Origin of the sequence: Kitasatospora sp. NPDC048296 (genome assembly GCF_043201815.1) — a bacterium.
Taxonomy (GTDB): domain Bacteria; phylum Actinomycetota; class Actinomycetes; order Streptomycetales; family Streptomycetaceae; genus Kitasatospora.
In genome coordinates this window covers 12,053-37,329 of record NZ_JBICZB010000024.1, presented here as the reverse complement: position 1 = coordinate 37,329, position 25,277 = coordinate 12,053, and the positions used below count along the sequence as shown (strand labels likewise).

Here is a 25,277-nt window from a genome sequence, read left to right as displayed (position 1 = left end):
CCACTAACCGCCGCTGCCGATGGCTGCGCGGGAAGTCGGCCTAACCTAATCCCCGCGCAGCGAGACCGTCAGCGATGGCGAGCGGTGTAGGCATGGAGCGCCACCGGCCGGATCGCTCCCTCATCCGGAGCGAAGGTTCCGAAGCCGTCGAACCCCATCGCGTGGCCCGACACCATTGCGACGAGCTCAGATACGTACCGGAGACATCTGGACCGTGACGTTCGCGGTTTGAGCCTGTACTGCGAGTCCGAGCGTCCCGCCCGACACCTCGTCGTGGACGCCCCCGTTCGGAGTTGGCACGAGGAACTCCTCTGCGGCAGCGACGTGTTGGCCCACGTCACCGAAGCCACTGGAGCCCCGTACCGGACGGCAGCGGGGCTACCGCCCCCGCCCGAAGACCAGCTCCGCCCAGTGCACGCCACCGCACCCGTGCAGGTCCGGGCGCCCGCCCCGGTGCACCAGGTGCGGGCTGCGCGCGGCGGCCGCACGTACGTCCTGCGGACGATCACCGATCAGGCGGCAGGGGCCCGCCGACCGCAGGCAGACGGCGGAGCCCGCCGCCGGACGGACGGAGTGTCAGCGCATGCCTCCGGACGCGAGGATGACGTCCCCGGTGATCCAGCGAGCGTCGTCGGAGGCCAGGAAGGCCACCAGCGGGCCGTAGTCGTCCGGGGTGCCCGTTCGCCCCAGTGGGGTGTCGGCGATCGCCTGTACTTCCTGGGCCGAGCCGGGGAATCCCATGGCCCTGGTGCCCTCGGTGTCCGACGGTCCGGGCATGATCGCGTTGACCCGGATGCCGCGCGGGCCCAGTTCCTTGGCCGCGACGATGGTGAACGCGTTGACGGCGCTCTTGGAGGCGACGTAGAGCGAGGCGTACAGCGGGTGGGTGAGCGTGCCGGCCGTCGAGACGTTGATGATCGACGCGGCGCCGATGTCGTCCTGCGCGGCCAGGGCCTGCGTCGTGAGGATCGTGCCCAGCAGGTTCGTCGTCATCTCGCGCTGGAACTCCTCTTCGGTGATGCCCGACAGCGGCGCGAAGGCGGCGACGGCCGCGTTGTTCACGAGCACGTCGACCGGTCCGTACTCCTCGCGCGCCCGATCGAACAGCCGGCGCACGTCGTCGCCGCGGGCCACGTCCGCCCGGACCGCGATCGCCCGGCCGCCCTCGGCGGTGATGCCCGCGACGACCCGCTCGGCGCCCTTCGCATCCTCCCGGTAGTTCACCACGACGGCCGCGCCGGTCCCGGCCAGTGCCTTGGCGATCCCCGCGCCCAGGCCCTTCGATGCGCCCGTGACGATCGCCGTACGTGCGTTGCTGCTGCTCACAGTGACTCCTCGAACGTTGGTGCTTGCGGAAGTCACCGTAGGAAAGCCCATTACTATCGGGAAGTACCTACTTTTTTGTAAGCTCCTGACGTGATGGAACCTCAGCAGGTCGCGACGGCCAACCGGCTCCTGGCCCACGACACCTTCGACAACAAGTGCGCGCTCAGGCCGATCATGGACCAGACGACGAGCCGCTGGGCGACACTGATCATCTCGGCCCTCATCGCCGGCCCGCACCGCTTCGCGCAGCTGCACCAACGAGTCGGTGGCATCAGCCAGAAGATGCTGTCGCAGAACCTCAAGGCACTGGCCCGGGCCGGGCTCGTCGGCCGCGAGGTCGCGCCCACCAACCCGCCCCAGGTCACCTACAGCCTGACGGAACTCGGTGCCGGCCTGGCCGGGCCGCTGACCGAACTCATCCAGTGGTTCGGCAGGCACGGAGACGAGCTCCTCGCCGCCCAGGAGCACTACGACAGCCAGAAGGCGTCACCGCGCGGGTAACGGGCCGGTCCCATGGGCCGGTTCGGTGGAGTCCCGCGGTGGCACCGGCTGCCCGTGGGCCTGTCTTCGAACCCCCGCCTGCCGGGCCTCGGGTTCCAACGGTCCTCGTGGACGCCCTCGTTCGGAATCGGCACGAGGAACTCCTCTGCGGCAGCGACGTGTTGGCCCACGTCACCGAAGCCACTGGAGCCCCGTACCGGACGGCAGAGGGGCTACCGCCCCCGTTCGAAGACCAGTTCCGTCCAGTGCACGCCACCGCGCCCGTGCAGGTCCGGGCGCTCGCCCCGGTGCAGCAGGTGCAGACCGCGCGCGTCGGCGAGGGTGACGGTGTGCTCGGGCGGGAGATCGAACATGCGGCGGCCGGGCGGGACCGGGCCGTGGCGGAGGGTGAGGGCGAGGCGGCCGCCGGGGGCCAGCAGGCGGGCCAGGGCGTCCATCGCGGGCGGGCATTCGGCCGGGGTGAGGTGCATCCACACGGCGGTGAGCAGCACGAGGTCGAAGCGTGAGCCCTCGGCGCTGAGCAGCGGGAGCGAAGGCAGCGAGTCCGCCACCCACCGCACTCCCGACGCCGCGTGCAACCGCTCCCCCACGGCCCGCAGTTCGGGCGTCGGCTCGGCCGCGACCACCCGGTGGCCGAGGGCAGCGAGGGCGGCCGCATCGCGGCCGGTGCCCGCGCCGATGTCGAGGACGGCGGCGGGCGCCGCCGGATAGAGGTGCAGCAACGAGCGGTGCACCTCGGTGAAGCTCACGCTCTCGTACTGGACGGCGAGTTGCTCCGCCGCCTCGCCGTACCCGGCCGTGCCCGCCGGCCGGTCCGCCGCGCTCATTCCGCCTCCCGGACGGCCACCGCGTCGCCGGCGGCCGCCGCGCTCGCGAAGAAGTCCCGTAGTTCGCGCAGGTCGTTGACCACCTGGGCCGCCCAGGCCTCGGACCAGGGCGTCGGGTAGTCGAGGCGCGCGACCGTGCGAGCGAGCACCGTGTCCTGCTGGCGTACGAGTTCGCCGAGCGCCGAGTCCCGCAGGAACAGGGAGGCGGCCGCGACCTGCTCGGGGCTCAGCACCGGCATCTCGCCACCGGCCTCCCGACGCCCCCCGCCGTAGACCGGCAGCCGGGCGGCGGGGTCGGGGTGCAGGCCGTTCTCGGTGAGGGCTAGCTCCATCAGGACGGCCGTCTGCCGGACGCCGAGGGCGAGTCCGGCGGCGGCCAGCCGGTCGTACCGGACGTCGCGGTGCCGGGGCACCAGCTCGCCGAGTTCCTCCGACGAACAGGTGTCCACGGCCCGCCCCGGCAGGCGGCGCCAGAAGTGATCCACGCTCACCCGGACAGCGTAGCGAACGGACGGCTCGGTGATCAGTGGCTCAGGCCGCGTCCGGTGGGTCCTGGCGGACCCGCCGAAGACCCGCAAGACGCGTCCTATGCCTCGCCGGGATGCCAGGCCGGCCATTCCCAGGGACGGTCGGCCCAGTGCACCTTGACCGGGTCGTGCGGGTCGAGGTCGGGGAAGAGCTGGTGGACGCGGGGTTCGAATTCCTCGGGGCCGAGTGGCTCCCAGCCGTGGCCCTCGAAGTGGACGAGGCGGTAGCGGCTGTCGGTCCGGAAGTCGGCCACCTCGACCAGGGGCGCGGTCGTGCTGTTGGTCTCCATGACCCCCAGCATGTGGCGCGACGGCAATCAGCGCCCCTGCAGACCCCTCTTCCGGGTCATGTCCAGGGGTCGGCGCGCTCGTTGAGTACGGAAAGGTACGGCGGGGGGAGCGCTGGAAGGACGAAGACATGACTGGGCAGTCCACCCGAGAGCAGTGGCAGTGGCCGCCGAACGCCTGGCAGCCGCCTCCCGTCCCCTCCCCTCCCCCGCCGGGAGCGCCCGACTCCCCCGCTCCGGAGGCGCCGCCGCGGCGCTCCCGGAAGGTGTGGGCGGTCGCGGCGGGCGGGACGCTCGCGCTGCTGGCGGCCGTTCTGGTGATGTGCGGCCCGGGCTCGGGCGACGACGTCCACGTGGTGGCCGTGCCGGACGCCTCCCCCTCCGCGGCCACCCCGACGGGCCTGCCGCCGGTCTCGCCGTCGGCCACGAAGCCCGCGCCCTCCCCGCTGCCGTCGCCCGCCCCCGCGATCGCCCAGCTAGGCGGCACGGGCGAGCCGACGTCCCAGGCGGCCGCCCCGGCCGTGACGGCCGCCCCGGCCGAGCCGGAGCCGGCCGACGCCCAGCACGCCACGGCCAGTCCCCGCCCCAAGCCCGGCCGCACCCCGCGCCCCAGCCCGTCCGCCCACGCCGCCCCACCGCCCCCGGGCGGTTCGATCCCCACCTTGGGCCCGGGCGGCATCTGCGACCAGGCCGAACGCGTCGGCCGCTGGCCCGCCGGCTCCGAACAGGCGCGCCTCTGCCACAGCATCTACGGCTGAGCGGTCTCCGGTCCGGTGGCCCGAACCCGGCCGCCGGACCGGTCAGGCTCGCGGGAACGCGTCGGCCCGGGGCATCACGGCGCGCCCAGCAACCCCTTGTCCAGCCGCGGCGCAGGCACCCGCGCGAGGGTGTCCGTGATGTGCCCGGTGTCCCGGTGGAGCACCACGCCCCCCAGGACGGCCGGGCAGCCGGGACCGCTGCCCGGGCAGAGGAGCGGACCGAGGTCCAGGGTCCGGACGCCGTAGCGGGCCGCGAGGCCTCCGTCGAGGAGCGGGTCGGGCTCGAAGGCGGTGTCGCGCGGGAAGAAGCAGGCGTCGGAGCGGCCGTCGGAGGCCGCGAGGAAGGTGGGGGCGTCCTTGCCTGGCATCGGGGTGTCGCCGAGGTAGACGAATCAGCCCCTCCTCACACCGCCTTCAGCTCCTTGGTCAGCTGCTCGAACCGCAGATCCGGTCGGCGCGGGATGCCGAAGCGCTCGTCCCCGTACGGGAACGGACTGTAGACGCCGGTGCGACGGAATCCGCGCCGCTCGTACCAGGCGATCAGCTCCGCGCGCTGCTCGACCACCTTCATCTCCAACAGCGCCACACCCCACTCCTCCCGGGCCACCCGCTCCGCCTCGGCCAGCACCACCCGGCCGATCCCGCCGCCCTGCAGGGTGGGGCGCACCGAGAACATGCCGAAGTAGGCGCGGTCCGCACGCCGCTCCAGCTGGCAGCAGGCGACCAGCTCGCCGTCGCGCTCGACCAGCAGCACGACGCCCTCCGAGTCCTCGACGGCCTCGGTGACACTGGCGGGGTCGGTGCGCTGCCCGTCCAGCAGGTCCGCCTCGGTGGTCCAGCCGGCCTTGCTGACCTCACCGCGGTAGGCGGACTCGACCAGCTCGACCAGCGCCGGGACGTCGGCGACGGTCGCGACGCGGAAGACGGGCTCCCCGGCGGGCCCGGTGGCGATCTCGGACATGGCGGTTCCTCTCCTCGGAAAAGTCGACGTCCGGGCATGGTGCCACAGCACCCGTACCGCGCGGTTCGGGCACCCGCACCCCGAGGGCGGGGCACCCGCGCCGGGCGATGGCGCCCAGCGCCGTGTGACGCGGGTTCAGGGAGTGGCACCGGACACCTGGCGCCACTGGCGGGTACATGGCCACCCTGCTCCCCGGCCGGACCGACCACCGGCCGTACCGGTCCCGTTGGGCCACAGCGCCGCGGGCCGTCGCACCGGAACCAGAGGAGTGTCCATGCCCCGCTCTTCCCGCTCCGTCCGCCCCACCGGTACCACCAGATCCGCCGCCCGCCGCCGGCTGCCCCTAGTGGCCGCGCTCGCCGCCGCGACCGCCCTGGTCGCCGGCGTCGCCGCGCCCGCGTACGCGGCCGATCCCGCCCCTCTTGCCCCTGCCCCCGAGGGCCGTACGGCCTTCCACCCCGACCGCGACTTCGCCGGCTCCACCGTCGCCGCCCACGAGGGCCGCTCCGGCACCGCCCCCCTCGCCTCGCTCGCCGTCACCCAGGCCCCGGGCCTGGGGCCGGCCGGACCCTGCTGCGCGAGGTGTACGAGGCGCGACGGCAGTCGTTCACCGAGCGCTTCACGGACTGGGGGACGAGGACGTCGCCGTGTCCGCCGAGTACCTGGTGCGCTACGGCGCGGCGGACTGACTGCGCTGCGGTCCCGTCCGGACCCCGGGGTACGCCGACGGCCCGGCTCACGCATCGCTACGTGAACCGGGCCGGTCAGGTGGCCGCTTGGCGGCCCGTCAGCCGCCGGACATCCGGCCGACGGGCGGTACTCGCCCGGACCCATCGGTTCGAATAGGCCGATCAGGTCCGATCAGGCCGTACCGATCGGGAGAGGTCCGATCAGTACGCGCTGTGCACCTGCCAGAACGCCCAGGCGGCGTTCGGGCTGCCGTAGACGGTGTTCATGTACTGCAGGGCCCACTTGAGCTGGGTGGCGGGGTTGTTCTGCCAGTCGGAACCGGCCGAGGCCATCTTGTTGCCGGGCAGCGCCTGCGGCAGGCCGTAGGCACCCGAGCTCGGGTTGGTGGCGTGGATGTTCCAGCCGCTCTCGTGGCTGATGATCTGGTCGAACGAGGCCAGCTGGTTCGCCGGGACGATCGAGGCGGCGAGCGCCTGCAGCGCGGCCGGGGTGTTGGCGACCGGGGCGGCCGGGGTGGCGGCCAGCGGGCTGCTGGCGGCCGGCTTGGCCGGAGCCGGGGCGGCCCCGCCCAGGGTCAGGTGCTGGCCCGGGTAGATCTTGCCCGGGCCTTTGGTCAGCACGGACTTGTTGAGGTCGTAGAGCTTCTGCCAGCCGCCCTGCACGTTGTGCGTGGTAGCGATCTTGGTGAGGGAGTCACCGCTCCGGACGGTGTAGACAGCGGGCGCCTGCGGGGCGGCGGCCGGGGCCGAGTGCGCCGGGGCGGGCTTGACGGGGGCGGCGTTCGCGGCGGTGGCGGCGACCACCGGGATGCCGGCGCCGACGCCGACGACCACGGCGGCCGCGACGATGCGCTTGACGGAACCGACGGCGAACAGGCTGGGGCGAGCGTTGACGGGCAGCATGAAGTGCGATTCCTCTCACACGCCTACGAGGTGAGCTGTCGGGTTCGGGCTGGAGTTGCCCGGCCGCGCGGAGACGCGGCTTCACCCCTAGCCCCGCCGGAACCAGTCCGGATGAGGCGACTTACCTGTGGGTCCCCCGCCCCTGCCGCGGTGCTTCATGGATGCACGTGCCCGCCCGATCCGGCGGCAGGATTCGGCGTTCCGGAGAGCGGGGTTCGTTTCGTACGGAGACGAACGAGAAGGACCGTAAACGGCACGGAGCCAATAGCACAAGCCCTCGTGAGCTGGGTCACGGCCCGGCCGGATTGCCCGAATGATCCACAATAGTGCTTGATAACGATTCGATAACGCCCCTATGGGTGCGCGTCAGTGCGGGCCGCCGGGCCCAGTTCGGCGGCCACCGCCCGATGGTGCGCCGTGCGGGTCGCGGGTTCGGGCCCGGCGCGCCCGTCCTGGGGCACGCCGACCTGAGCGACAGTCAGCCCGCCTGCCAGCCCTGCGTATCGACGCCGCCCGACACCTCGGCTGCCGGTCGTACGGGGTGCGGGTGCAGAGGAAGTCGGCCTGGTCCAGGTGGTCGACCGTGCCGTCGGCCCGGTGCACCACGCGCAACGGCTCGCCCGCGCAGTAGCCGTCCAGCCCGGTCCAGGTCCCGTCCGGCTCGGGCTGGAACCGTGAGGTGCGGGGCGCGCCGCCCAGCGCTGTGAGCTCCAGCACACGGCCGGCTCGCAGGTGCGGCGCGACCGCGCCGGCGCCCCAGCACCAGGGGCCGGTCAGCGGTAGCAGCTCCGGGTCGGTATCGGCGAAGGGCCGCCAGGGCTCGGGGACCCGCAGCTCGGGCTCGGCGGTGATCCCGATCAGGTCGCGGGCCACCTGGTCGAGGCCGGCCGCGGTGTTGGCAAGCATGACGGCCGCCACATCGTCCTGCTCGCTGAACAAGAGCGAGGCGGGGAAGCCGGGCCTCGAGCCGCCACCACGACCAACTGGTGGTCGAGCTGCACCGGCAACTACGGCGGCTTCGGCGCCACCAACCCGCTGTGGATCGCCCGTTACTCCTCGACCGTCGGCACCCTGCCGAACGGCTGGAGCTACCAGACCTTCTGGCAGTTCGCCGACTCCGGCACCTTCCCCGGCGACCAGGACCTGTTCAACGGCGCCTCCGACCGCCTGAGCGCGCTCGCGCTCGGCTGACGCGAACGAGCGGCCGCCGCCCCCCGGGGGGGGGCGGCCGCCCCCCCGTCACCCCCGGGCCCCCCCCGTGGGGCCCACCCCCCCGGGCCCCCCCCGCCCGGGCGGACCACGTGCCCCCCCGCACCCGGCCCCCCCCCCCCCCCCCCCCCCCGCGGCGCGCGCGCCGCGGCCCCCCCCACCCCCCCGCCCCCCCCCGGGGGGGGGGCGCCCCCCGCTCCCCGTTCAGCACGGGTCCACCAGCGTGAGCCGATCAGCGCGGGTCCACCAGCTCCGGGGCGAACACCGTGCCCAGCGGCTCCGGGCCCACGTACTGCTGGCAGTTGCACTGACCCGGCTCGTAGCGCACCGGCCGGCGGTCGGCGTCCCAGGCGGTGGGCGTCTCGACCACCTCGTGGCAGCGGCCCTGCTTGTCGTGCTTGGCCAGGTGGTGGGTGCAGCCGCAGACCGGCTCGGGCGGGCGGTTGGCCTCCTCCAGCGCGAGGCGCTGGCGGTGCTGGGTGTCGAGCAGTTCGAGCTTGCGGCTGTGACGGACCTTCAGCCCCTTGCGCACCCGGCCGGCGACCGACCCGCCGCCGTAGAGCACGGCCGGCGCCAACCACAACAGGCCCCACAACGAATCCACCGACGCCCCCACTGCTGCCGTTTCCTGGTGCAGATCATACGACTGACCAGAGCGAACGACACAGAAGGGACGGCCGGATCAGCGGATCACCGGCAGCACCGGCCCCGCACTGCGGCCCGCCGCCGCCTCGATGAACGCCACCGGATCGGCGACCTCGGCCAGCAGGTCACGGGTGAAGTTCAGGGCCCCTTCGGCGGGCGCCGGACCGCCGACCGCCGCGATCAGGTCGAGCAGGTGGACGGTCGCCTCCATCAGCGCCACCTCGCCCAGCGCCCCCACCGTGGCACTGCCGAGCAGCGGGTGCGCCACCACCGTGCTGGGCGGAAGGTCGGCGAGTCCGGCCAGGGCGGCCGGGCCCTCGACGCCGAACCGGGCGATCAGCACGGCCGGTTCGGCCGCCTCGGCCGCCTGCTTGGCCAGGTCGGCGACCTGCCCGGCGGCAGTGTGGGCGATCCCGCCCGGCCGGTTGAACGCCCGCAGGATGCCCGCCCCGCTCGTCACCTCGGCCGGGCCGTCCAGCACCGCCACCCGCAGCCCGGTGAACATCTCCGGCACCGGCGCCACGTGCGCGTACAGCTCCCGGACGGTCCAGTCGGGCAGCCGGGTGGGCCGGTCCCAGTCCTCCGCCGACAGGGCCGCGCCACGCTCGGCCCAGGAGGCCCAGGCCTCCGCCAACATGGCGCGCACGGGGTTGTTCTGACTGGTCATCGGATCTCCTTCGCACACGTGGTCACCGGAGTGCCCCACGCTACCCTGCGGCCACGGAAACCCACTTGCCGCCCTGGCGTTCCGGCCGCGACGATCGGCGTATGACCGATACCCCCGCCCGCCCGCTGCCCGTGACCACCGCCGTACGCCCGACCCCGGTCCAGCAGCCCGGCCGTCCCCGGAGGCCCGACCGCGCCCACGCGTGAGCGCCGCGCTGGTCGCGGGGCTGCTCGCCGGGTACGGCGTGGCCGTACCGGTGGGGGCCGTCGGGGCCTACCTGGTCTCGCTCACCGCGCGCAGCTCGCTGCGCACCGGCGCCTGCGCCGCGCTCGGCGTGGCCACCGCGGACGGGCTGTACGCGCTGCTCGCGGCCGTCGGCGGCACCGGCCTGGCGCCGCTGCTCGAACCGGTCGCCGGGCCGCTGCGACTCGCCTCGGCCCTGGTGCTGCTCGCGCTCGCCGCCCGCACCGCCGCCACCGCCCTGCGCAGCCGCCGGACGACCGCCACGCTCGCGGCCGAGGCGCCGCCCGGCCCGCTCCGCGCCTACCTCACCCTGCTCGGGATCACCCTGCTCAATCCGCTGACCGTGCTCTACTTCGCCGCCCTCGTCCTGGGCAGCGGGAGCCGGGACGGCGCTATCTCGGGCCCGCTCGCCCGGGCGGTGTTCACCGCCGCCGCCTTCGCCGCCTCCGCCAGCTGGCAGCTGCTGCTCGCCTCCTGCGGCGCGCTGCTCGGCCGGGCGCTCACCGGCCCCCGCGGCCGCCTGCTCACCGCCCTCGGCTCGGCCGCCCTGGTCGGCTGGCTCGCCGTCCGCCTGCTGATCGGCGCGGCGTGAGCCCGCGGCGCTCAGCCCTGAGGGGCCCTCCCCGCAAGCCCTCCCGGCATCCCCGTCAGAGCCGGGCGCCGAGCATCCGCAGCACCAACTCGCCGTAGCGGCGCCCGAGTTCCTCCGGCGTCTCGGTGGAGCGCTCGGTGTACCAGCGGGAGACGTCGATGCCCAGCGAGGTGACCGCACGGGCCGCCGTGCGCACCTCCGAGACCTCGAACTCGCCCGCCGCCACGCCCGCCTCGATCAGCGTGCTGACCTCGCGCTCGATGTCCAGCCGCAGCGCCGCGACCACCGCGTAGGCGTCCTCGGGCAGCGCGTGAAGCTCGTAGTTGACCACCCGGCCGACCGTCCGGGCCCGGGCGTGCCAGACGGTGAAGTCCTCGACCAGGCGCCGCATCCGCTCGGCCGGGCCGCCGTCCCCGGCCGTCGCCGCCCGGACCAGGGCCAGCGTCGCGGCGTGCCCGGCCTGGCTGATCTCGGCGAGCAGCGCGGCCTTGGACTGGTAGTGGATGTACAGCGCGGCCGGGCTCATCCCGGCCGCGGTGGCGATGTCCCGGGTGGTGGTGGCGTGGAAGCCGCGCTCCGCGAACGACTCGACGGCCGCCTGGAGCAGCCGGTACGCCGCCTCGGGGCGGGTGTCGGCGCCGGGCAGGGTCGGCCAGAGGTCGGCGATGGGCGTTCTGGTCATGGCGCCATCCTCCCAGAAGACTCGTACAGGCATTCCCGCCGACCGCTGTGCGGACCGTCGGGCCGGTCGACCGGCGGGCTGTGGCGCCCGCCGACTGTTGACAGGTTCCCGCACCGACACCATGCTGAGCAAGCGCTTAGTCAGCGCCCGTCCCTCAGGATCCGGGATTCAGGATCCTCGCGCGAAAGGCAGGACCCTCCGTGGTGCACTCCTTCAAGGGCCAGGTGGCCGTCGTCACCGGATCGAGCCGGGGCATCGGCCTCGGCATCGCGCGCGAGCTGGTCGACCGCGGCGCCAAGGTCTGCCTCACCGCCCGCAACCCGGAGCCGCTCGCCGAGGCCGTCCGCGACCTGGGCGGCCCGGACAACGCGATCGCCGTCGCGGGCAAGGCCGACGACCCGGCCCACCAGGAGGAGGCCATCGCCCGCACCCTGGAGGCCTTCGGCCGGCTCGACCACCTGGTCAACAACACCGGCATCAACCCGGTCTACGGGCCGGTGCTGGAGACCGACGACGCGGCCGCCGCCAAGATCATGGCCGTCAACGTGCTCGGCCCGCTGGCCTGGATCCGCCGGGCGCACGCCGCGTGGATGGGCGAGCACGGCGGCTCGGTCGTCAACGTCGCCTCGATCACCGGCATTCGCGCCTCGGCCGGGATCGGCATGTACGGCGTCAGCAAGGCCGCCCTGATCCGGCTCACCGTCGAACTCGGCGCCGAACTGGGCCCGCAGGGCATCCGGGTCAACGCCGTCGCCCCCGCCCTGGTGAAGACCAAGTTCGCCGAGGCGCTGTACGTGGGCCGCGAGGCGGAGGTCACCAAGGCCTACCCGCTGGGCCGGCTCGGCGTCCCCGAGGACGTCGCGGGCGCGGTCGCCTTCCTGCTCTCCTCCGACGCCGGCTGGATCACCGGCCAGACCCTCGTGGTGGACGGCGGCGTCACCCTCGGCGGTGGCCTGTGACGGACGACCTGGCGGACCAGGGCGTGGTGGTGACCGGCGCCGGCCGGGGCATCGGCGCCGCCCTGGCCAAGGCCTTCGCCGAGGCCGGCGCCCGGGTCGTGGTCAACGACCTGGACGCCGAGGCCGCCCGCAAGGTCGCCGAGGAGTGCGGCGGCACCCCCCTGCCCGGCGACGCCGCCTCCGCCACCGGCCTGGCCACCCTGGTCGGCCGGGCCCGCGCCGCGCTCGGCGAGATCGACCTGTGGTGCGCCAACGCCGGCGTCGCCCCAGTCGGCGGCGCCGACGCCCCCGCCGCGGCCTGGGCCAGCGCCTGGGAGGTCAACGTGATGGCGCACGTGCGGGCCGCCGAACTGCTGCTCCCCCGCTGGCTGGAGCGCGGAAACGGCCGGTTCCTGGCCACCGTCTCCGCCGCCGGGCTGCTCACCATGCTCGGCTCGGCCCCGTACGCGGTCAGCAAGCACGGCGCGCTCGCCTTCGCCGAATGGCTCTCCGCCACCTACCGCCACCGGGGCATCCGGGTGCACGCGCTCTGCCCGCAGGGCGTGCGCACCGACATGCTGGCCTCGACCGGCCCGGTCGGCGAGGCACTGCTCGCCCCGACCGCGCTGGACCCGGAGGACGTCGCCGAGGAGGTGATGGACGCGCTGCGCCACGACCGCTTCCTGATCCTGCCGCACCCGGAGGTCGCCGAGTACTACCGCATCCGGGCGAGCGAACCGGAGCGCTGGATCGCCGGGATGAACCGGCTCCAGCGGGGCCTGGAGGAGAGTGAGACATTGTGAGGGCCTGGCAGGTGGGTGAGCTCGGCGAGCCGGCCGCAGTGATGCGGCTCGCCGAGGACGTGCCGCGGCCGGTGGCCGGCCCGGGCCAGCTGCTGGTCCGGGTCAGGGCGGCGGCGGTGAACTTCCCGGACGCCCTGATGGTGCGCGGGCACTACCAGGTCCGCCCGCCGCTGCCGTTCACGCCCGGCGTGGAGCTGTGCGGCGAGGTCACGGACGGCGCCCGGCGGGGCGAGCGCGTGATCGGCAACCCGGTGCTGCCGCACGGCGCCTTCGCCGAGTACGCGCTGCTGGACGCCGCGGCCGCGTTCCCGGCCCCCGAGGCGCTGGACGACGCCGAGGCGGCCGCGCTGCACATCGGCTACCAGACCGCCTGGTTCGCCCTGCACCGCCGGGCCCGGCTGCGGGTCGGCGAGACCCTGCTGGTGCACGCGGCGGCCGGCGGGGTCGGCAGCGCGGCGGTGCAGCTGGGCCGGGCCGCCGGGGCGCGGGTGATCGCCGTGGTCGGCGGCGCGGCCAAGGCGGAGACAGCGCGTTCGCTGGGCGCCGACCTGGTGGTGGACCGGACGGCCGAAGACTTCGTCGCCGCCGTCAAGCAGGCCACCGGCGGACGCGGCGCGGACGTGGTGTTCGACCCGGTCGGCGGCGACGCCTACACCGGCTCCGCCAAGTGCGTCGCCTTCGAGGGCCGGATCGTGGTGGTCGGATTCGCCGCCGGACAGATCCCGGCGCCGGCGCTCAACCACGCCCTGGTGAAGAACTACTCGATCCTGGGCCTGCACTGGGGCCTCTACAACACCCACGACCCGCGCGCGGTCCGCGCCGCCCACGACGAGCTGACCAAGCTCACCGAGCAGGGCGTGGTCCGGCCGCTGATCAGTGCCCGGGTGCCGCTGGCCGGCGCAGCGGACGCCGTCCAGCGGGTGGCCGACGGACTGAGCACCGGCCGGATCGCCGTCCTCGGGGATTAGCAGGCCGGGGAGTAGCAGACCGCGCTCGGCCCGCTCCAGCGGGTCGGCGTCGGGGTCGGGCTGGTCGAGGTCGAGGATGGCGGTCCACTCGGCCGGCTCGGCGTCCCCCGCAGGGCGCCGTGGGAGACCTCCACGGCTCCCGCTCCACCGGCCGACCGCCCACGCCCGCATCGACACCCGGCAACCCGGCGCTCCGCGCAGCCGCCCTGACGGTCACTCCAGCGCCCCGCGCCGCCGGGAATCCGGGTGCGGGAAGGAATCGGCCCCTGCCAGGATGCCGGGATGACATCGTTTTCCGCCGCTCGCGACTCATTGGAGGGCCTGGCCCTCGGGGACGGATTCGGGGAGCGCTGGTTCCCCCTCTTCCGGACGCCCCGGGAGGCGTTCGACCAGATCCGGGCCCGGCGCACGCCGCAGGAAGGACCCTGGCACTGGACCGACGACACCGCGATGGCGCTGTCGGTGTACGGGGTCCTCACCGCCTTCGACGCGGTGCACCAGGAGCGCCTCGCCAAGGCCTTCGGGGCCACCTACCTGGCCGACCCGGGCCGCGGCTACGGGCACGGCATGCACCTGCTGCTGCCCGAGCTGGCCGAGAATCCCGGAAGTTGGCGTACCGGGGCGCGCGAGCTGTTCGACGGTCAGGGCAGCCTCGGCAACGGCGCGGCCATGCGGGTGGCACCGCTGGGTGCCTGGTTCTGCGCGGACCTCGACGAGGCGGCGGAGCAGGCGGCGCTGTCCGCCGAGGTCACCCACGCACACCCCGAGGGCGGGGCCGGGGCGGTCGCGGTCGCCCTGGCGGCGGCCCTAGCCGCCCGCGGCCGCACCGGGCCCGCGCCCGCCAGCGCCGAGCTGCTGGCGGCGGTGGCCGACCGCACCCCCGCCGGCGCCGTCCGCGACGGGCTGCGCAGCGCCGCCGGGCTGCCCGCGGACACCGAGCCCTGGCGGGCGGCCGACCTCCTCGGCAACGGACAGCGGATCACGGCCAGCGACACCGTCCCCTTCGCCCTGTGGTCCGCCGCGCACCACCTGGACAGCCTGACCGACGCGCTGTGGACCACCGCCGAGGGCCTCGGCGACGTGGACACCACCTGCGCCATCACCGGCGGCGTGGTCGCGGCCCGCACCGGACTGGCGCGGGTGCCGCAGGTCTGGCTGGCCTGCCGCGAGCCGCTGCCCGACTGGGTCGCGCAGGCCGCCGACGAGGTCAGCGGCCCGCGATGACCTCCAGGGCCGGGCGGGGCGGGCGGCCGAGCAGCGCCGCCAGGTCGCCCGGCCCGCCCGGGCCGGCCAGGAAGCCGTGGGCGATCGCCGAGTAGGTGCCGACCACCATCGGCACCTGGAAGTCCAGCGCGCCCGAGGCCGCCACCGCCGTCCGGGCCTCTCCCAGCCCGCCCGGGCGGTACTCCGCGCCGAGCACCTCGGCCACCTCCGCGCCGCCCACCGCCCGCTCCCCCACCAGCTCGTAGGTGCGGCCCGCGTGCGCGGCGGGCGCCAGGGCGACGTTGACCGCCACCTCGGCGAGGTCCGCCCGGGCCACCGCCGCCAGCCGTCCGGTACCGAGCGGCGCGGTGATCACCCCGTCCGGGCCGGGCGCGGCGATCGCGGCCAGCAGCTCCGCGTAGAGGCCGTTGCGCAGCACCGTCCAACGCAACACGGCGGATTCGCGCAGCCGCCGCTCGGTCCAGCGGTGCGCGAGCGCGTAGGGCAGGTGGTCGCCGTCGCCCGAGAGGCTGGTGTAGACGACGTGCTCGACGCCCGCCTTCTCCGCCGCCTCGATCGCCGCGCCGTGCCGGGCGATCACCACGTCGTCCTCGGCGGCGCCGGCCGAGATCAGCAGCAGGGTCGTCACCCCGGCGAAGGCCTCCGTCAGGGTCTCCGGCCGGTCGAAGTCCACCAGCCGGGCGGGTACTTCGGCCGGCACCCGCTCGGGCGTCCGACTCCCCGCGAGGACGCCCTCGCGCCCACCGAGCCTCTCCAGCACGAGGGCGCCGAGACCTCCGTTGACACCGGTGACGAGCAGCATGGTTCCCCTCCAGGGATGATCGGCCGTTGGCTACGCGACCATCCTCGATAGCCTGGGCGTCCGGCGTAAGGAGGCACTTCCATGTCCGTAGGACACACCGCGGTAACCACCCCCCGTCCCGTCGTGTGGTGCGAGGACGGCGTGGACTGCGGGATCCGCGACCTGCTGAGCCGGCTGGGCGACAAGTGGTCGGTGCTAACCGTGGTCGAACTCGCCCAGGGCGTACGGCGGTTCCGCGAGCTGCAGCGGGCGCTGCCGGGGATCTCCCAGCGGATGCTGACCCTGACGGTGCGCCGGCTGGAGCGCGACGGCCTGGTGTCGCGGACCGTCCACCCGACCGTCCCGCCGCAGGTGGAGTACGAGTTGACGCCGCTCGGGCACAGCCTGACCCACCTGGTGCGGGCGATGGTGGACTGGTCCTACGACCACCACGACGCGATCGTCGACTCGCGCGCGGCCTGGGACGAGGCCAACCCGGGCTCGGAGATCCGCTGAGGGTTGTCCGATCACATGCGAACCAGTCAGGTGATCATTTGTCGGACAGTCCTCAGTGTCATGCCCGGCGAGGTCAACGCCAGATCCTCCGTGGCTACCCGTTCAGGTGAATGCACCGCCCGGCTCTGCTAGTTCGAGGGCAAGCGATGTTCCAATTGGCATCGCACTCGGGCCTGAGCTGTGACATCACACCCTGATCGTGCGCGAACCGCACGGCCCTCAGCGAGAACGGAACTGCCCCCATGGCAATCGCCCTCCGCAAGACTCTCGCCGTCGCCACCCTGGCACTCACGGCCTCCTTCCTGCCCGCCGGTCAGGCGGGGGCCTCGGACGCCACCCACTCGACCCCGCGCACCCCCGGTGCCTACTGCCTCGCCGACGCCTGGCAGACCCCGAACGTCAGCACGAAGCCGTGCAACACCGGCGACCCCGGCCAGCACTGGACCGTCTCGGGCGAGCAGATCTCCCTCAGCAACGCGCGGGGCTACTGCCTCGCCAACACGTGGCAGTCCCCGTTCGTCTCCACGAAGCCGTGCAACCCCAACGACTCGGGGCAGTACTGGACGGTCTCGGGCGAGCAGATCTCCCTCACCTTCGACCCGGCCTACTGCCTCGCCAATACCTGGGGCACCCCGAACGTCAGCACGAAGCCGTGTAACATCACCGACCCCGGCCAGCACTGGGTGGTCTTCAACGACGAGATCAGCCTGGCGCTCGCCTGATACCCCACTGCCCTGCCCACTGCGCGGGAAGTCGGCCCGGCCGACTTCCCGCGCAGTGCCGTCCACCCAGGATCGGTGGGCTCCGATCTGCGGGTGGATTCGGTGGTGCCCACTCGCACGCGCGAGGAGGCTTCCGCAGGCTCCTGGCCGCGTGATTACGGTGGTCAACACAAGGCAGGAGGAGTTCCTGCCCCCCTTTCTCGCGAGGTCGGTTCCCATGAGCCTGAGCATCCGCAACCAGTTCCCCGGCACGGTCACCTCCGTCACCACCGGTGAGGCGATGGCGACGGTGAAGGCCCGCCTGGACGGCGGTCAGGAGATCACGGCGGCCGTCACCGCAGACGCCGTGAAGGACCTCGGGCTCGCCGAGGGCGCTGCGGTGCGCGCCATGGTGAAGTCCACGGAGGTCTCGCTCGCGACCGGACCGGTGGCCGGTCTGAGCATCCGCAACCGGATCCCCGGCACAGTGGTCGACGTGGCGGCGGGGGCCGCCATGGCGACGGTGAAGGTGTCCGTCGAAGGCGGCGAGCTGACCGCGGCCATCACCAAGGACGCTGCGACCGAACTCGGCCTGGAGGCCGGCTCTTCGGTCGTCGCGCTCATCAAGGCCACCGAGGTCTCGCTCGCCACGGCGTGACCCACCGCGGACGGGACTCCCCTACCGCTCGTACGTCATCTCCGGGAACCGCGCCGAGGGCCCGTCCAGCAGGTGGTCGTCGTGGCCGCGCAGCCAGCGGTCGAGGAAGGAGGCGACGTAGCTGCGGGTGGCCAGCTCGGCGCGGTCGGGGCGGATGTCGCCGACGTCCTCGGCCAGCTTCTCGGGGCTGATCGCGCCCTGGCGGGCGAGCTGCGGGAGCAGGGACTGCGCGTCGGTGTAGGAGCCGTGCCGGGAGCCTTCCATGGTGAGGTCGGCGTGCCAGCCGGTGCTGTGCTGCCACAGGGCGTCCCAGCCGGGCTGCTGGTGGTAGCTGCCGGAGTCCGCGTTCCGCGTGCCCATCAGCAGGAAGGGGCGGTCCAGGCCGTCCTGGGCGACGCTGAGCGGGAAGACGCCGGTGTGGCCGTCCGGGCCGGGGAAGTGCAGCTGCCCGTCCAGGTTGATCCCGGCCGCGATCCGGGGGTCGTCGTGCATGGTCTGCAGTGCGGTGGAGCCGCCCCCCGAGTGGCCGACCATGCCGATCCGGTCGAGGTCGAGCGAGTCGGCGAGGCCGGCCGGAAGGCTGCGGTCGCGGCGCAGCCCGGCGAGCTGGTCGAGCACGAAGCGGGTGTCGTCGACGCGGGTCTGCACCGTGGTGCGCAGGACTTGACCCATGTCGAGGTCGGGCTTGTCCAGCAGCTCGGGGAAGACGGAGGTGGCCAGGTCGCCGTTCGGGAACTGGACCTCGGAGGCCTCCCAGGTGTGGTCGATGGTGACGACGACGTAGCCGCGCGAGGCGAGGTCCTCGACCAGGGCGGTGCCCCAGGTGCGCGGGTCGCCGAGGCCGGGCGAGTACAGGACGACGGGGCGCTTGCCGCCCGGGAGGGCGGGCGCGTCGGCGCGGGCGTGGGTGCGGATGCCCGCCCAGTCGGTGCGGCCGGCCTCGAAGCCGTAGTCCTTCTGGCCGACGCTCCCGGCGCTGCCGAAGTGCGCGGCGGCCGCGGGCTCCATGTAGCGGGCGCGGTCGGCGCCGGTGGCGGGGCGGGCGGTCGGGTACCAGAAGCTGATCATCAGCTCGCGGGGTTTCCCGGGCTTCAGCGGGAACTCCCGATCTTCGTCGGTCAGTTGCAGGGTGGTGGTGCCGATCGGGTACGGCCCGGTCGGCCGCGGCAGCCACGCGGTGGCCTGCCGCTGGCCACCGGCGTCCTCCGGTGCCGCCAGCGCCCCGGGCGCGCCCGTCACTCCGAGCGCCGCCGACGCCGCCAGCAGTACCGCCGCCACAGCCCGTCCTCGCCTGACCATCGCGTCTCCCCTCATCTCCGGTCGACCTCTCCGTATCGACCTGGCATGCGGGAGACAGTACGGGCGCGGACGGGCCGCGGCCGTCATACCGTGGAGCCAACTCACCCCTGCTGCCCAGGTATGACGCCTATGGATCACCGGCTGCGGGTCACCGGTACTTCTTGAGCTCCCGGCGGGCCAGCGAGCGCTTGTGCACCTCGTCCGGCCCGTCGGCGAGGCGCAGGCTGCGGACGCCGGCCCAGAGCTGGGCGAGCGGGGTGTCCTGGCCGGTGCCGCCGGCGCCGTGGGCCTGGACGGCCTTGTCGAGGATCCACTCGACGGTGATCGGGGTGGCGATCTTGATGGCCTGGATCTCGGTGTGCGCGCCGCGGTTGCCGACGGTGTCCATCAGCCAGGCGGTCTTGAGGACGAGCAGCCGCAACTGCTCGATGCGGACCCGGGATTCGGCGATCCAGTCCTGGATCACGCCCTGCTCGGAGAGCGGACGGCCGAAGGCGACACGAGCGCTGGCCCGGCGGCACATCAGCTCCAACGCCCGCTCGGCCATGCCGATGGCGCGCATGCAGTGGTGGATGCGGCCGGGGCCGAGCCGGGCCTGGGCGATGGCGAAGCCCGTGCCCTCCTCGCCGATCAGGTTCTCCGCCGGCACCCGGACGTCCTCGAAGAGCACCTCGGCGTGGCCGCCGTGGTCGGAGTCGTCGTAGCCGAAGACCGTCATGCCGCGCTTGAAGGTGACACCCGGGGTGTCGCGCGGGACGAGGATCATGCTCTGCTGACGGTGCGGTTCGGCGTCCGGGTCCGTCTTGCCCATCACGATCAGGATCTTGCAGTCCGGGTTCATCGCCCCGGTGATGTACCACTTGCGGCCGTTGATCACGTACTCGTCGCCGTCCCGGACGATCCGGGTGGCGACGTTGGTGGCGTCCGAGGAGGCCACCTCGGGCTCGGTCATCGCGAAGGCGGAGCGGATCCCGGCGTCCAGCAGCGGGCGCAGCCAGCGCTCCTTCTGCTCGGCGCTGCCGAACTCGGCGAGCAGCTCCATGTTGCCGGTGTCGGGGGCCGCGCAGTTGAGCGCGGGCGGGGCCAACTGGGGGCTGCGGCCGGTGATTTCGGCGAGCGGCGCGTACTGGAGGTTGGTCAGCCCGGCGCCGTGCGCGCCCGGAAGGAAGAGGTTCCACAGGCCCTGCTTGCGGGCCTCGGTCTTGAGCTCGGCGATCACCGGCGGGACGGCCCACGCCCCGCGGGCCGGGTCGGCGAGCTGCTCGGCGAGGACGGGCTCGGCCGGGTAGACGTGCTCGTCCATGAAGGCGAGCAGCTGCTCGCGGAGTTCGTTCGTCCGGGCGTCGTAGGCGAAGTCCATTCAGTTCTCCTTGAGGGTGCTCAGGCCGTGCCGGGCGAGGATCGGGGCCATCTCGCCCGCGCGCTCGAACCCGGCGCCCAGGGTGCGGCCCTGCTGGAAGCGGAAGTGGATGCCCTCGGCGACGGCGGCGAGCTTGAACGAGGCGAAGGCCACGTACCAGTCGAGGTCGGCGGCCTGTCGGCCGGTCAACTCGGCGTAGTAGGAGACGATTTCGTCGGGCCTGGGGAAGCCGGGGGCGGTCATGGCCGAGGGGATGATGCCGCCGCCGACGCCGGCGAGCTCGGTGTACATCACGAGCAGGCCGATGTCGGTGAGCGGGTCCCCGAGGGTGGACATCTCCCAGTCGAGGACGGCGGTGATCGTGTCGCCGTCGTCGACCAGGACGTTGTCCAGCCGGTAGTCGCCGTGCACCAGGGCGGGCGCGGGCGAGGTCGGCAGGCGCTCGGCGAGCAGGGCGTGCAGCCGGTCGAGGTCGGGGAGGTCGCGGCTGCGGGAGGCGGCGAGCTGCTTGGACCAGCGGCGCAGCTGGCGCTCCAGGTAGCCGTCGGGGTGCCCGAAGTCGGCGAGACCGACGGCGGCCGGGTCGATCCGGTGCAGGGCGGCCAGGGTCTCGACCAGACGGCGGCCGAGCGCGTTGACGCGCCGCTCACCGAGAGCGGCCAGCGTTTCACGGTCCCGGTGCGCCGTGCCGGTGACGTACTCCATGAGGTACCAGGGCGCGCCGAGCACGTCGGTGTCGTGGTCGATCAGCAGCATGCGGGGAACGGGCACCCCGGTGCCGCGCAGGGCGGACATGACGCGGTACTCGCGGCCCATGTCATGGGCGGTCGCGAGGACGTGCCCGAGCGGGGGACGGCGAAGGACCCAGCGGGAGGCGCCGTCGGTGAGGAGGTACGTGAGGTTGGAGCGACCCCCCTCGATGAGGTCGGCCCGCAGCGGGCCCTGGACGGCGCCGGGCAGCTCGCGGTCCAGGTGGGTGCGGAGGCGAGCCAGGTCCAGGCCCGGCGGGTCGGCGGGGGTCTCGGGCATCGGGCGGCTCCTCGGGGGCGGATGCGGGTGACTAAGCGCTTGCTTAGCATCGATCCCAGTGCCGCCCCATGTCAATGCCACCCCGCATGCACGCTCCTATGCTCCTGCGACCCGGGACACCCGATTTGTGAGCGCCGACAGTCGGCCGACGGGTCAGCCGGAGCGTCGCGCCAGGGCCAGCACGCTCAGCCCGAACATCAGGACGCCCAGCGGCAGATGGACCGCCGGCACGTGCGCGATCCCGAGCACGACCTGCACCGAGGCGAGGACCAGGAAGCCGGATGCCTCCCGGACCGGCCGCAGCGGGCCGCCGCCCGGCTTCCACGCCAGCACCGCCGCGAGCACGTACAGCATCGACGCCGCGTACATCACCCGGGCGCCGGCGCTGTGCAGCGTCTCGCCGTAGGAGGTGGTCAGCAGGAGTCCGGCCGAGACCGCCTGCAGGAAGATGGTCAGGGTCTGCAGCGCGATCGCGATCCGCAGGAGCGGGAAGCCACGCCGTGCCGTCGTCGTCTGGGTCGCCATGTCGCCGTCCTCTTTCCGCCCGGGGGCAGTGGATCGATAGGGTCTCACCGGTCCGACGACGCGGGCCCGCGGAAGGTAAGGCGAGGAGGCGGTCGGGGGCATGGGGACGGCGGGGACGGGTGCCGACGCGATAGCCGGCGAACGACGCCAACTGCTCAACATCGCCTACCGCATGCTCGGTTCGCTGGCCGAGGCCGAGGACGCCGTCCAGGAGGCCTACACGCGCTGGTACGCGCTGCCGCGGCGGCGGCAGGAGGAGATCGCCTCCCCCGGTGCCTGGCTGACGACCGTCACCAGCCGGATCTGCCTGGACCTGCTCGGTTCGGCGCGGGCCCGGCGGGAACGCTACGTCGGCGTGTGGCTGCCCGAGCCGCTGCCGGACCGCGCCGAGCGGGGCCTCGGCCGGCCCGGCGACCTCGTCGGTGCCACCGGCCTCGCCGATCTCGCCGACCAGATCGTCCTGGACGAATCGGTGGCCATGGCCTTCCTCGTCGTCCTGGAGTCGATGACGCCCGCCGAGCGGGTGGCCTTCGTCCTGCACGACGTCTTCCGCTACCCCTTCGCGGAGATCGCCGACGTCCTCGGCCGCACCCCCGCGGCCTGCAAGCAGTTGGCGTCCTCCGCCCGGCGGCGGGTGGCGGGCGCGCCCACCCCGGTGCCCTCGGCGGGGCGGGCCGACACCGTGCGACGCGTCAAGGAGGCCTGGGAGAGCAAGGACATCGCGGCGCTCGTCGCCGTCCTCGACCCGGCCGCCATGATGACCGCCGACGGCGGCGGCATGGTCGGGGCCGCCCTGCGCCCGGTCAAGGGCGGCGCGCGCATCGCCCAGTACATGGTCGCCATCGCCGACAAGGCCCCGGGGTTGGAGCTCCTGGAGCGGTCGGTCAACGGCGCGCCCGGCCTGGTGGCCCGGCGCGACGGTGTGGTGATGACGGTGGCCTCGTTCGACGTCACCGACGGCCGCGTCACCCGGATCTGGGCGGTCCGCAACCCGGAGAAGCTCGGGCCCTGGCTGCGGGACCCATCGGCGCCCTGGTAGTGCTTTCTCAGGTCGGAGCTGGTCTTGGCCTGGCGACCGGCTGCCGGCAGGTCCAGGGGCTCTGCGGAGTTGCTCCGCGACGAGCTGACTAGCGCGCCACGCGGTAGCGGACGTAGACGACTCTCGAGCTGAAGGTGCGGGTCTCGACGAGTTCGAGATCCACCCGGCGCTCGCGCTGGGGAAAGAACGGAATGCCACCGCCAACCAGCACCGGGTAGACCATGGCCCGGTACTCGTCGATCAGACCCGATCCGGCCGCCTCGGCGGCGAGGGTCGCGCCGCCGATCGCGATCTCCGCCTCCCCCGGCTCGGCTCGCAACCGCTCGATCTCCTCCATCAGACCGCCGGAAGCCAGGCGGGCATTGCCCTGCACCGCCGACAGCGTGGTGGAGAACACCACCTTCGGGAGCGGCTTCCAGAGCGCGGCCCACTCGAGCATCGAGTCGTCGAGCGATGGATCCTGATCGGCGGTCTCCCAGTACAGCATCGTCTCGTACAGCCGTCGTCCCAACAGGTGGACGCCGACCTCTCGGATCTCGTCGATCCAGAAGCGAAAGACGTCCTCGTCCGGCGCCGCCCAATCGAAGCCGCCGCCCGGCCCGACGATGTAGCCGTCGAGTGAGACGCCCATCGAGTAGGTCACGCTGCGCATCAGAAGCCCTCCTCGGTAACCTCGCTGGCACCTCGCGGCTGGTTGCAGGAAGCGTGACCACTTGGTGCCGACAAGCGTGTCCCATCGACCAGAAACCGCCAGCTAACCACGCCCCGCCGGTTCCACCTATCGTGTCCAGGCTCAAACCGCCGACGGAGGTCGCGGAACCCCTTGTTAGATATTTAGCCAAGGTGCTAAATGTTGGGTATGACAGAAGCTCAGGACGAGACGGGAGCGTTCCGTGCTCTCGCCGATCCGACGAGGCGCCAGATCCTCGAGGACCTCAGAGGCGGTGAGCTCGCGGCCGGCGAGATCGCAGCCAGGTTCGCGATCAGTGCGCCCTCGATCTCACGGCATCTCGGCGTGCTCAAGGGAGCCGGACTGGTCACCGAGCGACGGGAAGGCAACCGGATCTTCTACGCGCTGGCCGAGGATCGCCTGGCCACCTGCATCGGCCGGTTCCTCAGCGCCGTCTGCCCCGAGCAGATCGTGCTTCGCCACACCAAATGGCGCCCCGGGGCGCAGAGCGAGGGGTCATGAGGCAGCCACGACTGTCCAGCGTCGTTGAACGACGGCTACTGGTCAACGACCCGGCCCTGAAGGACCGGGCTTGAGGTTAACCATGTGCCCGATGAGTCGCCCCACCGGTGGTCACCTCGTCTCAGCAGCGCTAGACGCTGCTGGGGCGGTTGACTGCGCCCCGCTGCCACGCATCAGCCGCACGGTGGCGGATGTTGCGGGAGGCGTTGATGTCCGCGTGCATGGTCGTCCCGCAGGAGCGGCACGCGAACGTGGCCTGGTCCACTCGGTTCTGTCTGTGGGTGTGCCGGCAGGCGGAGCACTGACGGGAGGTGTGGGCCGCGTTGACGTGCACGACGGGAACCCCGGCGCGCTGGGCCTTGTACTCCACAAAGGCTCCGAACTGGGCGAACGCCCAGGAGTGGAGGCGGTACCGCTGGTCGTGCCTGGCCTTGACCCTCTCGCGGATGCCCGTCAGGTCTTCCAGGGCGATCCCGCGCGAGGTGCGTTCAGCGGTCGTGACGATGGACTTGGAGATGCGGTGGTTGGTGTCGGTGGCGAACCGCTGCTCACGGCGGCGGATCGCCTTCAACCGGCGTTTCGCGTTCTTGGTCTTCTTGGCCTGGAGCTTCGCGGTCAGAGCGCGCATCCGCTTGCGGTAGCGCTCCAGACGACGCCCGGACATGACCGTGCCGTCGGAGGTGGTGGCGATGTTGACGATCCCGAGGTCCACACCGAGCCAGTCGGCCGGTTCGGAGACCGGAGGTTCGGGGATGTCGCAGGTCGCGAACAGGTACCAGGAGCCGTCACGAACCACCAGATCCGACTCGCCCCGCCGGTGGTCGGCAATCATCTTGAGCGCGTCCACAGAGCAGCGGAACCCGATGCCCTTCAACCGCCCGGCCATGGTCCAGATGGACACGGTCCTCGTGTCGGTGTTCCACGACAGCATCCGGTCATCGAACGGCTGCGCCGCATCGTCACGGAAGCTGATCGGCTTGGACTCGGCCTTGTTCCGTCGCTTCGACCCTTTCGGCCCCAGGTTCCCGGCCTTGAGGTTCGCCCGCAGCGTGGCGTAGGCGTCGCAGACCTTCTTCACCGACCGCACGGCGGCCTGCGCTCCCAGCTCGTATTCGTCCTTGACGTGCCGGTACACCAGCGGCTGCAAGCCATTGCGCCGGATCTCCTTCTTCTCGAAGGCGACGCGAGAGATGTGGTTCGCGGCCCGGTTGCACGCGCGCAGCGTCGCAGCGAGCGCGTCCGCCTGATACGGCGACAGCTCCAGCTTCACCCGGACAACGATCTTCACGCGAAAGAACGTATTTCGCGCAAAATCGAAAAATCAAACCGGGAGGCCAGAGCACATGGAAGAGAACTCCGCCGCTTCGCGGCTCCGATCCAAGGAGCCGATTCGCCCCCGCAAGCGGGAGGTACCCCCACCCGGGGCT

General features: G+C 73.1%; 30 protein-coding genes, 1 pseudogene and 1 riboswitch. Of the genes and pseudogenes, 13 read left to right on the top strand and 18 right to left on the bottom strand.

Annotation, left to right across the window (positions count from 1 at the left end; translation table 11 throughout):
• Positions 1 to 576: 576 nt before the first annotated feature.
• Positions 577 to 1,326 carry an SDR family NAD(P)-dependent oxidoreductase gene (locus ACGF12_RS16650; protein ID WP_393029743.1) on the bottom strand — a complete coding sequence of 250 codons (750 nt, stop codon included), beginning with the start codon at positions 1,324 to 1,326 and terminating at the stop codon, positions 577 to 579.
• A 93-nt stretch (positions 1,327 to 1,419) separates the two neighbouring features.
• Between ACGF12_RS16650 and ACGF12_RS16645 the strand changes: the two genes are divergently transcribed.
• The gene (locus tag ACGF12_RS16645; RefSeq protein WP_393029932.1) at positions 1,420 to 1,827 is read left to right on the top strand and encodes a winged helix-turn-helix transcriptional regulator; all 408 of its coding nucleotides are present in this window, start codon (positions 1,420 to 1,422) and stop codon (positions 1,825 to 1,827) included.
• 212 nt (positions 1,828 to 2,039) lie between these two features.
• On the opposite strand, the gene ACGF12_RS16640 is transcribed toward ACGF12_RS16645, so the two are convergent.
• The 3 genes from ACGF12_RS16640 to ACGF12_RS16630 all read right to left on the bottom strand — a co-directional run bounded on the left by ACGF12_RS16640 (position 2,040) and on the right by ACGF12_RS16630 (position 3,471).
• The gene (locus tag ACGF12_RS16640) at positions 2,040 to 2,654 is read right to left on the bottom strand and encodes a class I SAM-dependent methyltransferase (protein ID WP_393029740.1); all 615 of its coding nucleotides are present in this window, start codon (positions 2,652 to 2,654) and stop codon (positions 2,040 to 2,042) included.
• On the bottom strand, positions 2,651 to 3,145 hold the full coding sequence (locus ACGF12_RS16635) for a hypothetical protein (RefSeq protein ID WP_393029737.1): 495 nt from the start codon (positions 3,143 to 3,145) through the stop codon (positions 2,651 to 2,653). The genes ACGF12_RS16640 and ACGF12_RS16635 overlap by 4 nt, the downstream gene beginning before the upstream one ends.
• A 95-nt stretch (positions 3,146 to 3,240) precedes the next feature.
• Positions 3,241 to 3,471 carry a hypothetical protein gene (locus ACGF12_RS16630; RefSeq protein ID WP_393029734.1) on the bottom strand — a complete coding sequence of 77 codons (231 nt, stop codon included), beginning with the start codon at positions 3,469 to 3,471 and terminating at the stop codon, positions 3,241 to 3,243.
• A 128-nt stretch (positions 3,472 to 3,599) separates the two neighbouring features.
• Here ACGF12_RS16630 and ACGF12_RS16625 point away from each other — a divergent pair, with 128 nt between their 5' ends.
• Positions 3,600 to 4,226: a hypothetical protein gene (locus tag ACGF12_RS16625; RefSeq protein WP_393029731.1), complete on the top strand. Its 627-nt coding sequence runs from the start codon at positions 3,600 to 3,602 to the stop codon at positions 4,224 to 4,226.
• Between the two features lie 74 nt (positions 4,227 to 4,300).
• Here ACGF12_RS16625 and ACGF12_RS16620 read toward each other — a convergent pair whose 3' ends face one another.
• From ACGF12_RS16620 to ACGF12_RS16605, 4 genes are all read right to left on the bottom strand, one after another.
• Positions 4,301 to 4,594 (bottom strand): hypothetical protein, encoded by a 294-nt coding sequence (locus ACGF12_RS16620; protein ID WP_393029728.1) that lies wholly within the window; start codon positions 4,592 to 4,594, stop codon positions 4,301 to 4,303.
• Positions 4,595 to 4,629: 35 nt separating this feature from the next.
• A complete protein-coding gene (locus ACGF12_RS16615; protein ID WP_393029725.1) occupies positions 4,630 to 5,187 on the bottom strand; it encodes a GNAT family N-acetyltransferase in 558 nt (185 codons plus the stop codon).
• 890 nt (positions 5,188 to 6,077) lie between these two features.
• Complete coding sequence (locus tag ACGF12_RS16610) at positions 6,078 to 6,779, bottom strand: LysM peptidoglycan-binding domain-containing protein (RefSeq protein ID WP_393029723.1); 702 nt, start codon at positions 6,777 to 6,779, stop codon at positions 6,078 to 6,080.
• A gap of 7 nt (positions 6,780 to 6,786) precedes the next feature.
• Positions 6,787 to 6,942: riboswitch (cyclic di-AMP (ydaO/yuaA leader) on the bottom strand.
• A gap of 203 nt (positions 6,943 to 7,145) precedes the next feature.
• Positions 7,146 to 7,685, bottom strand: coding sequence for a hypothetical protein (locus tag ACGF12_RS16605; protein WP_393029720.1), 540 nt, complete (start codon positions 7,683 to 7,685; stop codon positions 7,146 to 7,148).
• Between the two features lie 66 nt (positions 7,686 to 7,751).
• Between ACGF12_RS16605 and ACGF12_RS16600 the strand changes: the two are divergent.
• Positions 7,752 to 7,970, top strand: a pseudogene (locus tag ACGF12_RS16600) (GH25 family lysozyme); the annotation flags it as partial.
• 250 nt (positions 7,971 to 8,220) lie between these two features.
• Here ACGF12_RS16600 and ACGF12_RS16595 read toward each other — a convergent pair.
• On the bottom strand, positions 8,221 to 8,592 hold the full coding sequence (locus tag ACGF12_RS16595; protein WP_393029717.1) for a hypothetical protein: 372 nt from the start codon (positions 8,590 to 8,592) through the stop codon (positions 8,221 to 8,223).
• Positions 8,593 to 8,670: 78 nt separating this feature from the next.
• On the bottom strand, positions 8,671 to 9,300 hold the full coding sequence (locus ACGF12_RS16590) for a maleylpyruvate isomerase N-terminal domain-containing protein (protein WP_393029715.1): 630 nt from the start codon (positions 9,298 to 9,300) through the stop codon (positions 8,671 to 8,673).
• A gap of 202 nt (positions 9,301 to 9,502) precedes the next feature.
• On the opposite strand from ACGF12_RS16590, the gene ACGF12_RS16585 reads away from it, so the two are divergent.
• On the top strand, positions 9,503 to 10,135 hold the full coding sequence (locus tag ACGF12_RS16585; protein ID WP_393029712.1) for a LysE family transporter: 633 nt from the start codon (positions 9,503 to 9,505) through the stop codon (positions 10,133 to 10,135).
• A gap of 55 nt (positions 10,136 to 10,190) precedes the next feature.
• Here ACGF12_RS16585 and ACGF12_RS16580 read toward each other — a convergent pair whose 3' ends face one another.
• The gene (locus tag ACGF12_RS16580) at positions 10,191 to 10,817 is read right to left on the bottom strand and encodes a TetR/AcrR family transcriptional regulator (protein ID WP_393029709.1); all 627 of its coding nucleotides are present in this window, start codon (positions 10,815 to 10,817) and stop codon (positions 10,191 to 10,193) included.
• Between the two features lie 200 nt (positions 10,818 to 11,017).
• Between ACGF12_RS16580 and ACGF12_RS16575 the strand changes: the two genes are divergently transcribed.
• From ACGF12_RS16575 to ACGF12_RS16560, 4 genes are all read left to right on the top strand, one after another.
• Positions 11,018 to 11,776 (top strand): SDR family oxidoreductase, encoded by a 759-nt coding sequence (locus ACGF12_RS16575; RefSeq protein ID WP_393029706.1) that lies wholly within the window; start codon positions 11,018 to 11,020, stop codon positions 11,774 to 11,776.
• Positions 11,773 to 12,558 (top strand): SDR family oxidoreductase, encoded by a 786-nt coding sequence (locus ACGF12_RS16570; RefSeq protein WP_393029704.1) that lies wholly within the window; start codon positions 11,773 to 11,775, stop codon positions 12,556 to 12,558. Before ACGF12_RS16575 ends, ACGF12_RS16570 begins: the two co-directional genes overlap by 4 nt.
• The gene (locus tag ACGF12_RS16565; protein ID WP_393029701.1) at positions 12,555 to 13,526 is read left to right on the top strand and encodes an NADPH:quinone oxidoreductase family protein; all 972 of its coding nucleotides are present in this window, start codon (positions 12,555 to 12,557) and stop codon (positions 13,524 to 13,526) included. Before ACGF12_RS16570 ends, ACGF12_RS16565 begins: the two co-directional genes overlap by 4 nt.
• Positions 13,527 to 13,808: 282 nt before the next feature.
• Positions 13,809 to 14,750, top strand: coding sequence for an ADP-ribosylglycohydrolase family protein (locus ACGF12_RS16560; RefSeq protein WP_393029698.1), 942 nt, complete (start codon positions 13,809 to 13,811; stop codon positions 14,748 to 14,750).
• Here ACGF12_RS16560 and ACGF12_RS16555 read toward each other — a convergent pair.
• Complete coding sequence (locus tag ACGF12_RS16555; RefSeq protein WP_393029695.1) at positions 14,734 to 15,552, bottom strand: NAD(P)H-binding protein; 819 nt, start codon at positions 15,550 to 15,552, stop codon at positions 14,734 to 14,736. The two genes, ACGF12_RS16560 and ACGF12_RS16555, sit on opposite strands and share 17 nt — an antisense overlap.
• Positions 15,553 to 15,633: 81 nt before the next feature.
• Here ACGF12_RS16555 and ACGF12_RS16550 point away from each other — a divergent pair, with 81 nt between their 5' ends.
• From ACGF12_RS16550 to ACGF12_RS16540, 3 genes are all read left to right on the top strand, one after another.
• Positions 15,634 to 16,047 (top strand): winged helix-turn-helix transcriptional regulator, encoded by a 414-nt coding sequence (locus ACGF12_RS16550; RefSeq protein ID WP_393029692.1) that lies wholly within the window; start codon positions 15,634 to 15,636, stop codon positions 16,045 to 16,047.
• Positions 16,048 to 16,289: 242 nt separating this feature from the next.
• A complete protein-coding gene (locus ACGF12_RS16545) occupies positions 16,290 to 16,769 on the top strand; it encodes a ricin-type beta-trefoil lectin domain protein (RefSeq protein WP_393029689.1) in 480 nt (159 codons plus the stop codon).
• 217 nt (positions 16,770 to 16,986) lie between these two features.
• A complete protein-coding gene (locus ACGF12_RS16540; RefSeq protein ID WP_393029686.1) occupies positions 16,987 to 17,406 on the top strand; it encodes a molybdopterin-binding protein in 420 nt (139 codons plus the stop codon).
• Positions 17,407 to 17,427: 21 nt separating this feature from the next.
• Here the strand turns inward: ACGF12_RS16540 and ACGF12_RS16535 are convergent, their stop codons facing one another.
• The 4 genes from ACGF12_RS16535 to ACGF12_RS16520 form a co-directional block, all read right to left on the bottom strand.
• Positions 17,428 to 18,684 carry an alpha/beta hydrolase family protein gene (locus ACGF12_RS16535; RefSeq protein ID WP_393029683.1) on the bottom strand — a complete coding sequence of 419 codons (1,257 nt, stop codon included), beginning with the start codon at positions 18,682 to 18,684 and terminating at the stop codon, positions 17,428 to 17,430.
• A 169-nt stretch (positions 18,685 to 18,853) separates the two neighbouring features.
• The gene (locus ACGF12_RS16530; RefSeq protein ID WP_393029680.1) at positions 18,854 to 20,065 is read right to left on the bottom strand and encodes an acyl-CoA dehydrogenase family protein; all 1,212 of its coding nucleotides are present in this window, start codon (positions 20,063 to 20,065) and stop codon (positions 18,854 to 18,856) included.
• On the bottom strand, positions 20,066 to 21,094 hold the full coding sequence (locus ACGF12_RS16525; RefSeq protein WP_393029677.1) for a phosphotransferase family protein: 1,029 nt from the start codon (positions 21,092 to 21,094) through the stop codon (positions 20,066 to 20,068).
• A gap of 153 nt (positions 21,095 to 21,247) precedes the next feature.
• Positions 21,248 to 21,619, bottom strand: a complete 372-nt coding sequence (locus tag ACGF12_RS16520; protein ID WP_393029674.1) for a hypothetical protein — start codon at positions 21,617 to 21,619, stop codon at positions 21,248 to 21,250.
• 100 nt (positions 21,620 to 21,719) lie between these two features.
• Here ACGF12_RS16520 and sigJ point away from each other — a divergent pair, with 100 nt between their 5' ends.
• Positions 21,720 to 22,658 (top strand): RNA polymerase sigma factor SigJ, encoded by a 939-nt coding sequence (sigJ, locus tag ACGF12_RS16515; protein WP_393029671.1) that lies wholly within the window; start codon positions 21,720 to 21,722, stop codon positions 22,656 to 22,658.
• Positions 22,659 to 22,746: 88 nt separating this feature from the next.
• On the opposite strand, the gene ACGF12_RS16510 is transcribed toward sigJ, so the two are convergent.
• A complete protein-coding gene (locus ACGF12_RS16510) occupies positions 22,747 to 23,310 on the bottom strand; it encodes a dihydrofolate reductase family protein (protein WP_393029668.1) in 564 nt (187 codons plus the stop codon).
• A 207-nt stretch (positions 23,311 to 23,517) separates the two neighbouring features.
• Here ACGF12_RS16510 and ACGF12_RS16505 point away from each other — a divergent pair, with 207 nt between their 5' ends.
• On the top strand, positions 23,518 to 23,850 hold the full coding sequence (locus ACGF12_RS16505) for a metalloregulator ArsR/SmtB family transcription factor (protein WP_393029665.1): 333 nt from the start codon (positions 23,518 to 23,520) through the stop codon (positions 23,848 to 23,850).
• A gap of 130 nt (positions 23,851 to 23,980) precedes the next feature.
• On the opposite strand, the gene ACGF12_RS16500 is transcribed toward ACGF12_RS16505, so the two are convergent.
• Positions 23,981 to 25,138: an RNA-guided endonuclease InsQ/TnpB family protein gene (locus ACGF12_RS16500; RefSeq protein ID WP_393029662.1), complete on the bottom strand. Its 1,158-nt coding sequence runs from the start codon at positions 25,136 to 25,138 to the stop codon at positions 23,981 to 23,983.
• Positions 25,139 to 25,277 lie beyond the last annotated feature (139 nt).

Excerpts from the sequence above, each read along its gene's own strand:
- ACGF12_RS16645 (WP_393029932.1), top strand. The coding sequence starts at position 1,420 with ATGGAACCTCAGCAGGTCGCGACGGCCAACCGGCTCCTGGCCCACGAC.
- ACGF12_RS16640 (WP_393029740.1), bottom strand. The coding sequence starts at position 2,654 with ATGAGCGCGGCGGACCGGCCGGCGGGCACGGCCGGGTACGGCGAGGCG.
- ACGF12_RS16630 (WP_393029734.1), bottom strand. The coding sequence starts at position 3,471 with ATGGAGACCAACAGCACGACCGCGCCCCTGGTCGAGGTGGCCGACTTC.
- ACGF12_RS16625 (WP_393029731.1), top strand. The coding sequence starts at position 3,600 with ATGACTGGGCAGTCCACCCGAGAGCAGTGGCAGTGGCCGCCGAACGCC.
- ACGF12_RS16620 (WP_393029728.1), bottom strand. The coding sequence starts at position 4,594 with ATGCCAGGCAAGGACGCCCCCACCTTCCTCGCGGCCTCCGACGGCCGC.
- ACGF12_RS16615 (WP_393029725.1), bottom strand. The coding sequence starts at position 5,187 with ATGTCCGAGATCGCCACCGGGCCCGCCGGGGAGCCCGTCTTCCGCGTC.
- ACGF12_RS16610 (WP_393029723.1), bottom strand. The coding sequence starts at position 6,779 with ATGCTGCCCGTCAACGCTCGCCCCAGCCTGTTCGCCGTCGGTTCCGTC.
- ACGF12_RS16605 (WP_393029720.1), bottom strand. The coding sequence starts at position 7,685 with ATGCTTGCCAACACCGCGGCCGGCCTCGACCAGGTGGCCCGCGACCTG.
- ACGF12_RS16590 (WP_393029715.1), bottom strand. The coding sequence starts at position 9,300 with ATGACCAGTCAGAACAACCCCGTGCGCGCCATGTTGGCGGAGGCCTGG.
- ACGF12_RS16580 (WP_393029709.1), bottom strand. The coding sequence starts at position 10,817 with ATGACCAGAACGCCCATCGCCGACCTCTGGCCGACCCTGCCCGGCGCC.
- ACGF12_RS16560 (WP_393029698.1), top strand. The coding sequence starts at position 13,809 with ATGACATCGTTTTCCGCCGCTCGCGACTCATTGGAGGGCCTGGCCCTC.
- ACGF12_RS16555 (WP_393029695.1), bottom strand. The coding sequence starts at position 15,552 with ATGCTGCTCGTCACCGGTGTCAACGGAGGTCTCGGCGCCCTCGTGCTG.
- ACGF12_RS16550 (WP_393029692.1), top strand. The coding sequence starts at position 15,634 with ATGTCCGTAGGACACACCGCGGTAACCACCCCCCGTCCCGTCGTGTGG.
- ACGF12_RS16545 (WP_393029689.1), top strand. The coding sequence starts at position 16,290 with ATGGCAATCGCCCTCCGCAAGACTCTCGCCGTCGCCACCCTGGCACTC.
- ACGF12_RS16540 (WP_393029686.1), top strand. The coding sequence starts at position 16,987 with ATGAGCCTGAGCATCCGCAACCAGTTCCCCGGCACGGTCACCTCCGTC.
- ACGF12_RS16530 (WP_393029680.1), bottom strand. The coding sequence starts at position 20,065 with ATGGACTTCGCCTACGACGCCCGGACGAACGAACTCCGCGAGCAGCTG.
- ACGF12_RS16525 (WP_393029677.1), bottom strand. The coding sequence starts at position 21,094 with ATGCCCGAGACCCCCGCCGACCCGCCGGGCCTGGACCTGGCTCGCCTC.
- ACGF12_RS16520 (WP_393029674.1), bottom strand. The coding sequence starts at position 21,619 with ATGGCGACCCAGACGACGACGGCACGGCGTGGCTTCCCGCTCCTGCGG.
- sigJ (WP_393029671.1), top strand. The coding sequence starts at position 21,720 with ATGGGGACGGCGGGGACGGGTGCCGACGCGATAGCCGGCGAACGACGC.
- ACGF12_RS16510 (WP_393029668.1), bottom strand. The coding sequence starts at position 23,310 with ATGCGCAGCGTGACCTACTCGATGGGCGTCTCACTCGACGGCTACATC.
- ACGF12_RS16505 (WP_393029665.1), top strand. The coding sequence starts at position 23,518 with ATGACAGAAGCTCAGGACGAGACGGGAGCGTTCCGTGCTCTCGCCGAT.